General features: G+C 66.9%; 13 protein-coding genes. 7 read left to right on the top strand and 6 right to left on the bottom strand.

What is annotated here, in order from left to right; translation table 11 throughout:
- Positions 1-46 precede the first annotated feature (46 nt).
- Complete coding sequence (locus HQN59_RS18160; protein WP_176070546.1) at positions 47-826, top strand: SDR family oxidoreductase; 780 nt, start codon at positions 47-49, stop codon at positions 824-826.
- A 5-nt stretch (positions 827-831) separates the two neighbouring features.
- Here the strand turns inward: HQN59_RS18160 and HQN59_RS18165 are convergent, their stop codons facing one another.
- Positions 832-1,221 carry a RidA family protein gene (locus tag HQN59_RS18165; protein WP_246295011.1) on the bottom strand — a complete coding sequence of 130 codons (390 nt, stop codon included), beginning with the start codon at positions 1,219-1,221 and terminating at the stop codon, positions 832-834.
- A gap of 147 nt (positions 1,222-1,368) precedes the next feature.
- On the opposite strand from HQN59_RS18165, the gene HQN59_RS26245 reads away from it, so the two are divergent.
- Positions 1,369-1,635: a LuxR C-terminal-related transcriptional regulator gene (locus tag HQN59_RS26245; RefSeq protein WP_176070548.1), complete on the top strand. Its 267-nt coding sequence runs from the start codon at positions 1,369-1,371 to the stop codon at positions 1,633-1,635.
- Between the two features lie 609 nt (positions 1,636-2,244).
- Here HQN59_RS26245 and HQN59_RS18175 read toward each other — a convergent pair.
- Together HQN59_RS18175 and HQN59_RS18180 are read right to left on the bottom strand one after the other, a co-directional pair.
- Positions 2,245-2,856, bottom strand: coding sequence for a tyrosine-type recombinase/integrase (locus HQN59_RS18175; RefSeq protein WP_176070549.1), 612 nt, complete (start codon positions 2,854-2,856; stop codon positions 2,245-2,247).
- Between the two features lie 279 nt (positions 2,857-3,135).
- On the bottom strand, positions 3,136-3,291 hold the full coding sequence (locus HQN59_RS18180) for a hypothetical protein (RefSeq protein ID WP_176070550.1): 156 nt from the start codon (positions 3,289-3,291) through the stop codon (positions 3,136-3,138).
- Positions 3,292-3,512: 221 nt separating this feature from the next.
- Here HQN59_RS18180 and HQN59_RS18185 point away from each other — a divergent pair, with 221 nt between their 5' ends.
- Genes HQN59_RS18185 through HQN59_RS18205 form a run of 5 tightly spaced genes read left to right on the top strand, consistent with a single transcriptional unit; the run spans position 3,513 to position 8,693 of the window.
- The gene (locus HQN59_RS18185; protein ID WP_176070551.1) at positions 3,513-4,544 is read left to right on the top strand and encodes a TRAP transporter substrate-binding protein; all 1,032 of its coding nucleotides are present in this window, start codon (positions 3,513-3,515) and stop codon (positions 4,542-4,544) included.
- A 34-nt stretch (positions 4,545-4,578) separates the two neighbouring features.
- Complete coding sequence (locus HQN59_RS18190; protein ID WP_176070552.1) at positions 4,579-5,052, top strand: TRAP transporter small permease; 474 nt, start codon at positions 4,579-4,581, stop codon at positions 5,050-5,052.
- Positions 5,053-6,357, top strand: coding sequence for a TRAP transporter large permease (locus HQN59_RS18195; protein WP_176070553.1), 1,305 nt, complete (start codon positions 5,053-5,055; stop codon positions 6,355-6,357).
- 53 nt (positions 6,358-6,410) lie between these two features.
- Positions 6,411-7,565 carry an Rv3169 family protein gene (locus tag HQN59_RS18200; RefSeq protein WP_176070554.1) on the top strand — a complete coding sequence of 385 codons (1,155 nt, stop codon included), beginning with the start codon at positions 6,411-6,413 and terminating at the stop codon, positions 7,563-7,565.
- A gap of 6 nt (positions 7,566-7,571) precedes the next feature.
- On the top strand, positions 7,572-8,693 hold the full coding sequence (locus tag HQN59_RS18205; protein ID WP_176070555.1) for a phosphotransferase family protein: 1,122 nt from the start codon (positions 7,572-7,574) through the stop codon (positions 8,691-8,693).
- Positions 8,694-8,725: 32 nt separating this feature from the next.
- Here the strand turns inward: HQN59_RS18205 and HQN59_RS18210 are convergent, their stop codons facing one another.
- The 3 genes from HQN59_RS18210 to HQN59_RS18220 are packed head-to-tail and all read right to left on the bottom strand — an operon-like array spanning position 8,726 to position 12,500.
- On the bottom strand, positions 8,726-9,982 hold the full coding sequence (locus HQN59_RS18210; RefSeq protein ID WP_176070556.1) for a cytochrome P450: 1,257 nt from the start codon (positions 9,980-9,982) through the stop codon (positions 8,726-8,728).
- A 17-nt stretch (positions 9,983-9,999) separates the two neighbouring features.
- Positions 10,000-11,046: an alcohol dehydrogenase gene (locus HQN59_RS18215; protein ID WP_176070557.1), complete on the bottom strand. Its 1,047-nt coding sequence runs from the start codon at positions 11,044-11,046 to the stop codon at positions 10,000-10,002.
- A gap of 2 nt (positions 11,047-11,048) precedes the next feature.
- Positions 11,049-12,500 carry an NAD-dependent succinate-semialdehyde dehydrogenase gene (locus HQN59_RS18220; protein WP_176070558.1) on the bottom strand — a complete coding sequence of 484 codons (1,452 nt, stop codon included), beginning with the start codon at positions 12,498-12,500 and terminating at the stop codon, positions 11,049-11,051.
- Positions 12,501-12,784 lie beyond the last annotated feature (284 nt).

Consider the following 12,784-nt stretch of genomic DNA (forward strand, 5'->3'; position numbering starts at 1 on the left):
GACGCCGCGGCAGTCGCCGCAGCTGTGGCGACACGGAGAACGAACGATGGAACTGGGAATCGCGGGCCGCAATGCGTTGGTGTGCGCGTCGTCAAAGGGGCTTGGGCTGGCGTGCGCTGAGTCGCTGGCCCGGGAAGGCTGCAATGTTTGGATCAACGGCCGCGACGCCGACCGGCTCGAGCGCGCAGCTGAGGGCCTTCGGCAACGCACCGGCGCAAAGGTGACGGCGGTCCAGGCCGACATCCGCACTGAGGACGGCCGGCAGGCGCTGGTGTCGGCATGCCCGGACGCCGACATCCTCGTCAACAACAACGAGGGCCCGAAGCCTGGCAACTGGCACCAGTGGGGCTACGCGGACTGGATCGGCGTGCTCGAGAACAACATGCTTCCAGCAATCATGCTGATGACGGCCCTTGTCCCCGGCATGCAGAGACGCAAGTTTGGCCGCGTCGTCAACATTACCTCGGCGATGGTGAAGATGCCGTACTCGTGGATGATCCTGTCGGCGACGGCGCGCACTGGCCTTACAGCGTTCTCAAAGGCGCTCTCGCTCGACGTCGCCGTTGACAACGTAACCATTAACAACCTGCTACCCGAGCGTATCGATACCGACCGCCAAGAGTTCATGGCCCAGCGGATGATGAAGGCTGACGGCATTACGCGCGATGAGGCGCGGCGCCAGATGGCCGAGACGATCGCCGCTAAGCGGCTCGGCCGGCCCGAGGAGGTTGGTGACATGTGCGCTTACCTCTGTAGCGTGCAGGGCAGCTTCGTGTCGGGCCAGAACGTTCAGGTCGATGGCGGCTCGTACCCGTCGCTGATCTAGCGAGATCAAGCCGCCGCGGCGACGGCGAGCGCCTCGATCTGCACCAGCATGCCGCCGCGCAGCTGAATCACGAGCGCGTGCCGTGCCGGTCGTCGGTGTGGGTCGGGATAGTGCTCGAGCCACGGTGCGTTGACGGCCGCACGATGCGCCTCGTCAGCGATGTAGACGGTTACTTTCACGACGTCGCCCATGCCCATCCCGCCGGCACGGAGAACCGCCTTCAGGTTCTCGAAGCAGTTCGCCGCTTGAGCGCCCGCATCGGCCGGCAGTTCGCCCGTCACGGCGTTCTTGCCGCCGATACCCGACGTTGCGATGACGGGGCCAACGCGGCATGCCATAGGGATCGGCGCGCTGGCGTGCGAGAGGCCGGGAACTTCGATGCTCTTCTGTCTCAAGGCAGTTCCGTTTCTAGTGTCCATGTCGTCTAGTGTAGGCTCGCGGCTGCGCCTGCGCGTCGACGGCTAACAGCCGCGCTTACGAGAACGCCCAAGAGCCAGCAATGAGCTCGGGCTCGGCGGTGGTCTCGCATCGACGCGCGATGGGTGCAGACGTTCAACGGGCTCTACTTCACGCCCGACACGGCCGCCGAGCTGCGCAGCGCGTTCGGCTGCACGCGCACCGAAGCGCGCCTCGCGCAGTTGCTCGCCGAAGGCTGCGAAGTGCGCGGCGCGGCCCGCGAGATGGGCATTACCTACGAAACGTTGCGCGCGTACCTCAAGGGCGTGTTCGGCAAGACAGGCGTGCGCGCCCAGGCGCAGCTCGTCGACCTAGTGCTTCGCGGCGAGCGCCGTACGCGTCAGCGTCGCTAGCTGCGCCACGCCCCACGCCGCGCCGGCCGGGCATGCTCAGCTGTTCGGAAGCTTGCCCGCAGCGCTGCAGCTCCCCTGCAGGCAGCGACGGGCGCCTGCAGGACCCACGAATGGTCATGCGCTCGTCCTCGTCCTCAGACGCTCCTCGCTTCGTAGCGACTGCGGCTCTGCGAGCCGTGCGAGGTCTCGCAGCCCTTCGGAACGTCAATGAAGAAGCGCATGCGCTCAAGCGCCTCGGGCGTTGGGCAGAAGACCTCGCGCGTAGTCGCATGACCCGGTATCGTCCAGACGGACTCCCACCACCCGACGCACAGATCGATCACCTCCGCTGCGGTCGCGGCCGACACCCAAAGCAACAGCAGTGCGGCGGTGGCGGCCCTGGAAGTGCGCATGGTGCACCGCGAGTCTCGCCGCTAGCGAGCATCGAGGACTCGCGTGCATCACGCACTTCGGCGCGCCGCGCGCGTAAACGAGCCGCCTGAAAGCGGTCCTCGGCAAAGGTCTCCTACTGGCCGAGAACGCTCCGTTTGCGCCCCGCCACAAAGCTGTTATTCAGAGGCGGCCGCCTCGTCACCGCGACAGGTGCGGCCGCTCCGGTCCTGAGTCAGCTCAGATTTCCGTCTGCTCAGAGATTTCAAGCGCATCATCGACCTCGATACCCAGGTACCTGACAGTCGACCCGAGCTTGGAGTGTCCGAGCAACAGCTGCACCGCCCGAAGGTTCTTGGTGCGCCGATATATCAGCGTCGCCTTGGTCCGCCGCATGGAATGGGTGCCGTACTCCGCCGGATCCAGCCCGAGCTCCTCGACCCAGCGCTCAAGAATGCGCGCGTACTGACGGGTGCCCAGGTGCGGCGAGCCGTGGATGCGGCTCGGGAACGGAAAGTCCTCCTGCTTCAGACCTGCCTGCTTGATCCAAGCCTGCACCGCCTCGTTGGTAGCCGGCGTGATCTCGAACTGCACAGGACGGTGGGTCTTGTGCTGCATGACGATGGCACGCGCTGCCACCTGATGACCGTGGCAAACGTCCCGCACCCTGAGCGCGACGAGGTCGCAGCCCCGAAGCTTGCTGTCAATGCCAAGGTTGAAGAGCGCCAGCTCCCGCGTACGGCCCTGCATCTGCAGCCTGACGCGAAGCGCCCATATGTCCCTGACCTTGAACGGCGCCTTCTGCCCGACGATCTTGCCCTTGTTCCACGGCTCCTGATGAGTGGTTCCCATGGCGGTCTCCACAAAGTTGAGGGCCGATTAGGTTGCGCTTCCGGGCTGTGCGGGCCGCGGCGGGGGTGTTACCACTCACTCGGAACGGCCGCGAGCGGCGAGGGTCAGCTCTCAGGTACAAGGGCAGGCGATCAGTGTCGGCCACAAGCGGGGGCTCGCCGCACGCTCCGAGAGCAGTCGCTCCGTCCGTTTGCCACCGGGTATAGAAGCCGTTAGCTAACGATGTGAGCGGGCTCTCGCGGGTTCCTTGAGGGGAGGTCGTTTCGGCGCTGCGCGTTCCTAGCGGCGGCTTGAAGCCCCGCGGTTCAGGCCGAAGGACGCAACGACGAAGCAAGGCAGGCAAGCATCCAGACCGCCGCAATGGGCGCGGGTAAAGGTGTCCGCGTGGTCGCGGACCTTGTTCTTCAGGTCGTTGTGGTCGACGTCAGTGGGCATGTACAGGCTCCTGGGCAAGGGCCAGTCGAGCGAGATGAGCCGGTATCTCGGCGTAGTCTCCAGAGCATCGCCTGTGCACAAGTGTCACAGATGCTGTTCCACATCGTTCATTGAAGCGGTGCGAGGTCGCTCTCCATACTCGGCAGGCCATTACGAGCCGCTTCGCCGCCGGGCAGTTCCGCCCCTGGCAAGGTCAGCATACCCAGGACAAGGAGACAAAGTTGAACCTCGTACGCGCGTTGCGCACGGCCCTTATTTCCGCGGCCATCGCCGTTCCCCTCGGCGCCTCGGCCCAGACCGTCCTCAGACATTCGAACTGGTTCCCCGAAGGCCAGGTCATGCGGGTGAAGGTGATCGAACCGTGGATCGCGGAGGTGGCCAAGGTCACCAACGGACGGGTCAAGATCGAGACGCTGCCGAAGGTGGTCGGCAGCGTCGCCGGGCAGTTCGACGTCGCCCGCGACGGCCAGGCGGACATCGTAGTGTTCTCCAACGGTTACACCCCCGGCCGCTTCGACGTGCTCGAGATCGGCGAACTGCCGTTCCTCGGCGACAAGCCCGAGGTGTTTGGCCCCGCGCTGCACCGCTTTTACACCAAGTACGCGGCGCAGTACGGCGAGTACAAGGGCGTCGTCCCGCTGTCGGTATTTGTGGTGGCGCCGCCCCAGCTTTTCAACAGCAAGCGTCCGCTTCGAAGCGCCGCCGACTTTAAGGGGCTGAAGATCCGCAGCAACTCCCAGGGCACGACGCAGGCGCTCACGCTCCTCGGTGCAGTGCCGGTTTCGAAGCCGGCCACCGAAACCTACGAGCTGATGTCGGCTGGCGTGCTCGACGGCACGGTGATGCCCCCGGAGTCGATCCTCCCGTTCAAGCTGGTCGAGCAGTCCAACTACGCCACCATCATTCCCGGCGCGCTGACGAACTCGATCCTCACGCTGGCGATCAATGAGGACAAGTGGAAGGCGCTGTCCCAGGTCGACCGCGACGCCATCGCCAAGATATCCGGCGACGTCTTCGCCCGCAACATCGGCTTGGCGTACATCGCCGGAAACGAGGCTACTTGGGAGGCGATGCGCAAGGCGGGCAAGTCGATCGAGACCGCGAACCCGGCGATGGTGGCGGAGATGAAGCAGTTGCTCAAGCCGATGGAGACGGCGTGGGCCGAGAAGGCGAAGAAGCGGGGGGTTGCGCAGCCTGACAAGCTCCTCGAGGCGCTGCGCGCCGAGGTTGTCGCGGTCCAGGCTGGGCGCTGACGCCGTGGCTCGGCCACGCGCGATCGAGCGGGCGATGCGGGTGCTGGAGGGTGCGGCCGCACTTCTCCTGCTGCTGCTAATGCTGGTGGTGCTGGTCGATGTCGTCGGCCGCAACGTCGCCAATCGGCCGCTTCCCTGGGGCACCGAGTTCCTCGAGATCGTTCTCGGGGCGATGATCTTCCTGCTGTATCCGGTGCTCGCCTGGAGCGGCGGGCACATCACTGTCGACCTGATCAGCACCCGGCCACAGATCCGGCGCGCGCAGCGCACGCTCGCCTCCGTGATCGGTGCCACCCTGTTCGCCCTCATCGCATGGTGCCTCGGCCGACAGGCGATGAGGGCGATCGGTTACGGCGAGGCGACGCCGATCCTCGGCATTCCCCTGGGCGTGGTGCTGACCGGCATGTCGATCCTCGGCGCTGCGGCGGGGCTCGCCTTCGTCGCGGCCATGGCACGGACCTGGCGCGGCAAAACCGACGCCCCGTCGCACCATATCGAGGCAATCTGAATGCTTGCCGCCTGCCTCGCCTTTTTCGTCGCGTTCTCGCTGATTCTGTTCCAGATTCCCATCGCGACCTCGCTCGGCCTCATCGGCTTCACCGGCTATGTCGCACTCAGCGGCTGGACGCCGGCGCTCAGCATGGTGGCTACGGTCACCAAGGACAGTACCCTCGTCTACTCGTTGATCGTGCTGCCTCTGTTCGTCCTCATGGGCAACCTGGTCGCGGGCGCCGGCATCTCGGGCGACCTGTTCCGCGCCGCCCAGGCCATCGTCGGCCGACGGCGCGGAGGCGTCGCGATGGCGACGGTGGTGGCCTGCGGCAGTTTCGGCGCCATCTGCGGCTCGAGCGTCGCGACCGCCGCCACCATGGGCAAGGTGGCCATCCCGGCGATGCGCCAGCTCGGCTACGCGGATTCGCTCTCGGCTGCCGCGGTGGCGGCTGGCGGAACCCTGGGCATCCTGATCCCGCCGAGCATTATCATGGTGGTTTACGGCGTGGCCACGCAGACGCACATCGGCATGCTGTTCGCGGCCGGCATCATTCCGGGGGTCATCGCCATCCTCGGCTATGTCGCCGCCGTCAAGTGGTCGGTGCGGCGCAAACCCGAGTTAGCGCCGGTGGCCGAGAAGGTCGAGGCGCAGGACATCTTCGGCCTAGTGAAGTCGCTGTGGCCGGTGGCGGTGATCTTCGGCGTCGTCATGGGCGGCATCTACGGCGGGTACTTCACCTCCATTGAAGCGTCCGGCATCGGCGCCTCCGCGGCGATGGTGTTCGCGCTCACCCATCACTCGCTGCGCCTGAAGGACATCTACGCCATCCTCGTCGACACGGCAAAGACGTCGACCATGATGTTCGCCATCATTCTCGGCGCGGCGCTGTTCAGCGAGCTGATCAACCAGACCGGTGTGCACCAGGCGCTGCTCCACGTGGTGCAGGGCAGCGGCTTGCCGCCGTTCGGAATCATCCTGCTGATGATCGTGCTCTACATCCTGCTCGGCAGCGTGCTCGAGAGCCTGTCGATGATCCTGCTGACGGTGCCGATCTTCTTTCCGATCATCAAGCAGCTCGGCTACGACCCGGTCTGGTTCGGCATTCTGATCGTGATGGTGGTGGAGATCGGCCTGATTCATCCACCGATCGGCGTGAACCTGTTCGTCATCCGCTCGGTAATGCCCGACATTCCGATGATGAGCGTGGTGCGGGGAATCATCCCGTTCATAGTCGCCGACCTGCTGCGCATCCTCTTGATCGCCGCCGTGCCCGCGCTGTCGTTGTGGCTGCCGCGACTGCTCTTTCCCAACCCGAGCTAGCGGCGATCGCGCCGGCCTCGGCCGACGCGAGCCGCATCCAACGGAGTTCCTTCGTGTCCGAGAGCCTGATGCTGTCCGCGCAGGACGATCTGTTCGTCCATCAAATCCCGGAGCCGGTCCGCCACGTCGGCACCAGCGACCGCAATTTCTACGATCGCCACTACTTCAACGTCCACGCCTGCTGCAACGATTTCTTCGTCATCATGGGAATGGGCCAGTACCCTAACCTAGGCACCCAGGACGCTTTCGTCTCGCTTCGCCAGGGCAAACGCCAGACAACCTTGCGCTCGTCGCGCGCGCTCGGCGACCGCGGCGACATGGCCTGCGGCCCGATCCGCATCGAGGTCCTCGAGGGCCTGAAGCGGATCCGCATCGCGATCGCCCCGAACGAGAGCGGCATCGAGGCCGACCTCGTCTTCGATGGCACGCACCGGCCGCAGCTCGAGCCGCGCCAGGTGCAACGCCGCAACGGCCGCGTGATCCACGACGTGATGCGCTATTGCCAGACCTCGAAGTACGGCGGCTGGATCAAGGCCGGCGGAACGACTTGGAGCGCCGACGACGTGCCGCTGCGCGGCTACCGCGACCGCTCCTGGGGCGTGCGCGCCATCGGCCGCCCGGAACCGAACGACACTGCGATCAGCGGCAACGCGACGCTCAGCGGCCTGTTCGGCACCGCCGACTGGAGGCGCCTGCACATGGCCTGTCAGTTTGAGGACTGGACCGTCAACATCAAGCTGCACGAGGACCCTGGCGGCGTGCGTTCGCTGGAGGACGCGGTGCGGATGTGGAACGACGGTCGCCCGCCGGAGCCGCTGGGCCGGCCGGCGTTCGAGATCCTGCGCTTTAGTCCGGATCGTCGCTTCATCGAGGAAGCGCGCTTTACGTTCATCCGGCCCGACGAGCCAACGCGCACGCTGGAAGTGCGCCAGCTGCTGCCGCTGTATCTTGAGGCGGGCACCGGCTACGGCAACCGGCCGCTGCTCGAGTGGATGCACGGCCAGTTCCGCGGCGAGAGCGTCACCGATGTCGTCGTCTTCGATGTCGACGCGCTCGATCCGGTCCTCGCCGGTCCGATTGATTGCCTAGCGACGATGACCATGGATGGGCAGACCGGCCATGGACTGTTCGAGTACACGCTGTTCGGGCGCACCGACGGCTTCGAAGGCCCGGGCCACTTTAACGCCCGGCCGGCACCGCCTCGCTGAGCACCTATGGGCATCATCGACGACCGCGACGTCGACCTGTGCGCGCTGCGGGCACGCTTCGGCCGATGGCTGCAGGGTCGGCCCGGCATGGCGCGCGCCGAAGTCCGCTCGCTGTGCCACGCCAGCAGCGCGAACGGCTTTTCCAACGAGACCTATCGGCTGGTGGTCGCCGAGCCCGGACAGACGGAGCAGACGCTGATCCTGCGCCTGCCCCCGTCACGCACCGGCTTCTTTCCCGACTACGACATCGCCCGCCAGTACGCCTTCATGCAGCAGCTCGAAGGCGAGGCGGGGCTGCGGCTGGCGCCGTGCCGCTGGCTCGAGCTCGACCCGGCGGCGCTCGGCCGGCCGTTCTTCGTCACCGACTTCATCGCAGGCGAAGTGGCCGGCGACAATCCCTGCTACGTGCGCGAAGGCTGGATCGTCGATGCGACCGCCGAGCAGCGCCGGCGTCTCTGGGACGGCAGTGTTGCGCAGCTGGCGCAGCTGGCCCGCGTGCGGTGGCAAGGGGATCGTCTGCGGGCACTCGACTGGCCGGACCGGAGCCGCCCGCGCCTGCAGCAGCACCTGGATCACTGGACCGCGCTGGCCGCTTGGGGCCGTGCACAGCTGCCGAACGCAGGCGATGACGTGCCGATGGCCGAGCTGGCGCGCTGGCTGGAGCGACACCGTCCGGCCGAAGACCTCGCGGGCGTGGTCTGGGGCGATTCGCGCTTCGGCAACGTCATCTATCGCGGGTTCGAGCCGGCGGCGCTGCTCGACTGGGAACTCGCCGTGATCGGCGACCCGATGATCGACCTAGCCTACATGCTGTTCCACGTTTTCCTGATGCAGCTCTACCACGGGGACTCGGAGACGACGCCGCGTCGGCTATCGGGCTTTCGCGGCGATGCCGAAACCGTGGCGGCGTACTGTGAGGCGACCGGACGCACGCCGCGGGACTACCGCTACTACTGGTTGTTCAACGCCTACAAAATGCTCTGCATCTGGCAGTGCAAGGCGGCGCTGATGCTGCGCACCGGCACGTGGGACCTGGGGCAGGCGCTCGAGTGCGCCGCTGGGGGCAGGCTCAGGCCACACATCGGTGCGGTGCTGGCCGGCGGGCCCGATGCCGCCTACTTGCGCTGAGCCGCGACGTCCCAGTTCACTGGTTCAGTGACCTAGGCGGCAGCCGTGGCGGCTTCCTCGAGGTGCATCCGCACCGGCAGCCGCTTCAGCCCGCCCACGAACGAGGTCTCGACCCAGGCGGGCTCGCCGTTGAGCTCGAAGGAGTCGACACGGGAGAGCAGTTCGCGGAACAGGATCTGCAGTTCGAGCTTGGCCATGAACATGCCGAGGCACACGTGCGCGCCGAAGCCGAAGCCGACATGCCGGTTGGGATTGCGATCGACACGAAATGCGAACGGATCGCCGAATACGTCCTCGTCGCGATTTGCGGAGGGGTAGCACATCATCAGGTGCTCGCCGGCCTTGATGTCCTTGCCGCGCAGCACGTAGTCCTCAGTCGCCGTACGGAAGAAGTGCTTCACCGGCGAGACCCAGCGCACCATCTCATCCACGGCCAAAGGCACGAGCGACGGATCGGCTTTCAGCTTGCGCCACTGCTCGGGGTTCTGCATGAGCGCCAGCAGGCCGCCCGCGGCCGTTCCGCTGGTGGTGTCGTGGCCGGCGCTGGCTAAAGCGATGTAGTACGAGGACGCCTCGTAGTGGCCGATCGGCCGGCCGTCGATTTGCGAGTTGGCGATCACCGAGGCGACGTCGTCGGTCGGGTTGCGGCGCCGGTCCTCGCTCACGCCGTCGAAGTAGGCGATGTAATCCTGCGTCGCCTTGATCAGATCGGAGCCCTTCTGCACCTCGGCGTCGCTGCCGCCAAAGTAGGCCTGGGTGATGCGCAGCAGCCGGGTCTCGTCGGCCGCAGGCAGACCGAGTATCAGCATGATTACCCTCAGCGGATACCAGACGGCGATGTCGGCGTAGAAGTCCAGCTCAGGGCCCTTCTCGACGAGGTCGTCGACGGTGCGCTTGGCGAGCGCGGCGATCCGCGCCTCGAGCTGCTTCACCTGCTTCGGCTGGAACCAAGCCTGGGTAAGCTGGCGGTAGGCCTTGTGGTCGAGCCCGTCCATCTGCGGCAGGCCGCGCACGAGGTGAGTCTTGCCCTGCATCAGCTCGAGGATCTCGCGCTGAAAGTCGATGCTGAAGAGCTTGGAGCGCGGCGCGTTCAGGAACCGGTCCTGCTGGCGCTCGATCTCCATCACGTCGGCGTGCTTGCTCACCGTCCAGAACGGCTCGAAGCCGTCCGGCTCGGTCCAGTGCACCGGATCTTCCTCGCGCAGCCGGCAGAACACCGCGTGCTGGACGTCGAGGTCGCCGTAGGTCTTGTTGCTGGCGATCGCGTTATCGAGGTTCTTGTCCTGCATGTCGTCTCCGCGATGCTTCAGAAGAGCGCCATCACCCGGCCGGCGACGCGGCCCAGGCGAATGTCCTCGAAGATGTCGTTGATCTCCGCGATCGGTCGTCCCTGCACCGTCACGGTCTTCACCTCGGGGCGGTTCAGGAGGGCTAGCAGCTCCGTGAACTCGCGCAGCGAGCCGACGTAGGAGCCGAGCAGTCTGAGGTTGCGCATCGGCAGTACCGGGATGGACAGAAGCACGCCGCCGCCGAACAGACCCACCTCGACCAGCGTGCCGCCCTTGCGCAATGCGGCCATGCTCCACTCGAAGGTCTGCGGGAGGCCCACGAAATCGACGACGCCGAGCGCACCGCCGCCGGCGAACGCGCGCAGCGCGGCGCCGCTGCCGGGATCGCTGATGTCGAGCACGGCGTCGGCCTGCGAGGCGGCAAGTGCGAGCTTGTCGGGATTGGAGTCGAGCACGACGATCCGGCCGGCGTGAAGGTGACGCACCAAGCCGAGGGCCGCCAGGCCCAGCCCGCCGGCGCCGATGATGACGATCGTCTCTTCAGGGCCGGTCGCAGGCAGCTTCTTCAGCGCCGAGTAGGCGGTAAGCCCAGAGCAGGCCGCGCTCGCGGCGACCAGCGGGTCGAGGTTGCCCAAGGGCAGGACGTAGCGCGGATGCGGCACTAGCACGTACTGGCCGTATCCGCCGGGGCGGCGCGTGCCGAGCGAACGTGGCGTCTCGCAGTCGAGTTCCTCGCCCTTCAGGCAGTGCCGGCAGGCGCCGCAACCGATCCATGGGTAGACCACGCCTTCGGCACCGATCTCAACCCGGGCGTCGGGGCCCGCGCCGACGACGGTGCCGACGATCTCGTGCCCCATGGTGAGCGGCAGATGAATGCCGATCAGGCCAAGCTGGATCGACTTGCCGCCGCCGAGATCATATGCACCGTCGCGGATGTGGATGTCGCTGTGGCAGACGCCGCAGGCACGCACCTTCACCAGCACCTCGGTGCCGCTCGGCACCGGCCGGGCTCCAAGCACGCGCTGCAGCGGCTGCCCCCACTCGAGGACCTGATAACTCTCCATTGTCAGGCGAGGGCGCGGACGACCGCTTTGGGATGGAGGTGATCGAGCAGGCCCTCGCGTCCCATCTCGCTTCCCGGGCCGCTGCTCTTGACGCCGGAAAACGGCATCTCGGGGGCGCTGACCGCAAAGGTGTTGATGCTGACGTTGCCCGCCTCCACACCGTGCTCGATCGCCCGCGCGTCGTTCAGCGAGCGGGTGAAGGCGTACGCGGCGAGGCCGTACTCGGTGCTGTTGGCTCGCTCGATCGCATCGTCTAGCCGCGAGTAGCGGCTGACGAGCGCGAGAGGCCCGAACGGCTCCTCGACCATGGCCCGGGCGTCGTCGGGTACATCGGCGATCACGGTCGGTGCCCAGAACCAGCCGGCGTCGCGCCCCGCCGGCACCTTGCCGCCGCTGACGACGCGGCCACCGCGGTCGACAGCGTCGGCGCAGAACGCGCGCATCGCCTCCACCCGGCGCGAGCTCGCGAGCGGGCCCATGTCAGTGGCCGGATCGGCTCCGTCGCCCACTCGCAATGCCGCAGCGCGCGCGCCGAGCCGGGCCACGAAGCGGTCGTGGACATCGTCGTGGACGTAGAAGCGCGTCGGGCAGAGGCAGAGTTGGCCCGCGTTCCTGAACTTCGCGGCGGCCGTGAGCTCAACGACGCGGTCGACGTCCACGTCGCCGGTCACGATGACCGGCGCGTGTCCCCCGAGTTCGAGGGTGGCTCGTTTCGAAACCGCCGCGGCCTGCACCGCTAGGTGCCGGCCGACCGCCACCGACCCGGTGAACGAAATCTTGCGGATGCGCGGGTTGGCGATCAGCCGAGAGGACACCTCGGCCGGAACGCCGTAGACCAGGTTGAGCACCCCGGGCGGTAGCCCGGCCTCGACGCAAAGGGCCGCGAGAGCGACCCAGATTCCGGGCGTCTCTTCGGCCGGCTTGAGGACCACGGTGCAGCCGGCGGCCAGGGCCGTGGCGACCTTGCGCGCGCCGAGAACTGCGGGAAAGTTCCAAGGAGAGAAGGCGGCAACTGGGCCGACCGGCTCGACGTAAACAAGTTGGTCGGTATCGGGCGTGCGCGCCGGGACGATGCGTCCGTAGGCGCGCTTGCCTTCCTCCGCCATCCACTCGAAAGTATCGGCGCTGCCCCGCACTTCCTGCAGCGCTTCGGGCAGGCGCTTGCCCTGCTCGCGCGTCAGGATGGCCGAAAGCCGCGCCTCGTCACGACGCACCAGCCTGGCAATGCTGAGGAGCAGGCTTGCGCGTTCTATCGCGGGAACGCGACGCCACGAGCGAAAGGCCCGCGCGGCGGCCTCGCCCGCGGCATCTATGTCCGCCAACGTGGCGATCGGCAGCTCCGCGAAAGTTTCTGCGGACGCCGGGTTGGCGACAGGCCGTGTCTCCCGCCCGCCGCCCGCCACCCAGGTGCCGTCAATCAGTAGCGCGAGGGGCGGATAGGACTGGGTCGTCATGCTCTGCAGCATCTCCTGAGCGACGCCGGGCGACAAGCGAGCCGCTAGAACAGCACCTATGCGGATTCGGCACAGATCGCGGAGGCCGTATGACGCGACGCTGTACGGGCAACCGACTGCCCGCGCCGAGCATCGCGCTATGTGGTCGAGCGCGACATCGTTCCGAACGCGACCGCCGATAACCGGTCGGCTTCGCGGGCGTCCCCGGCAGTGTTCGACGTCTTGCGCCGGCGGACACCGAGTCTTCCTGCCGAGTACCGAGTTGGCAACGCCAGCATTGCCTC

Origin of the sequence: Rhizobacter koreensis (genome assembly GCF_013366375.1) — a bacterium.
Taxonomy (GTDB): Bacteria; Pseudomonadota; Gammaproteobacteria; order Burkholderiales; family Burkholderiaceae_C; genus Schlegelella_A; species Schlegelella_A koreensis.

Excerpts from the sequence above, each read along its gene's own strand:
- HQN59_RS18195 (WP_176070553.1), top strand. The coding sequence starts at position 5,053 with ATGCTTGCCGCCTGCCTCGCCTTTTTCGTCGCGTTCTCGCTGATTCTG.
- HQN59_RS18215 (WP_176070557.1), bottom strand. The coding sequence starts at position 11,046 with ATGGAGAGTTATCAGGTCCTCGAGTGGGGGCAGCCGCTGCAGCGCGTG.
- HQN59_RS18190 (WP_176070552.1), top strand. The coding sequence starts at position 4,579 with ATGCGGGTGCTGGAGGGTGCGGCCGCACTTCTCCTGCTGCTGCTAATG.
- HQN59_RS18180 (WP_176070550.1), bottom strand. The coding sequence starts at position 3,291 with ATGCCCACTGACGTCGACCACAACGACCTGAAGAACAAGGTCCGCGAC.
- HQN59_RS18175 (WP_176070549.1), bottom strand. The coding sequence starts at position 2,856 with ATGGGAACCACTCATCAGGAGCCGTGGAACAAGGGCAAGATCGTCGGG.
- HQN59_RS18210 (WP_176070556.1), bottom strand. The coding sequence starts at position 9,982 with ATGCAGGACAAGAACCTCGATAACGCGATCGCCAGCAACAAGACCTAC.
- HQN59_RS18205 (WP_176070555.1), top strand. The coding sequence starts at position 7,572 with ATGGGCATCATCGACGACCGCGACGTCGACCTGTGCGCGCTGCGGGCA.
- HQN59_RS18220 (WP_176070558.1), bottom strand. The coding sequence starts at position 12,500 with ATGACGACCCAGTCCTATCCGCCCCTCGCGCTACTGATTGACGGCACC.
- HQN59_RS18160 (WP_176070546.1), top strand. The coding sequence starts at position 47 with ATGGAACTGGGAATCGCGGGCCGCAATGCGTTGGTGTGCGCGTCGTCA.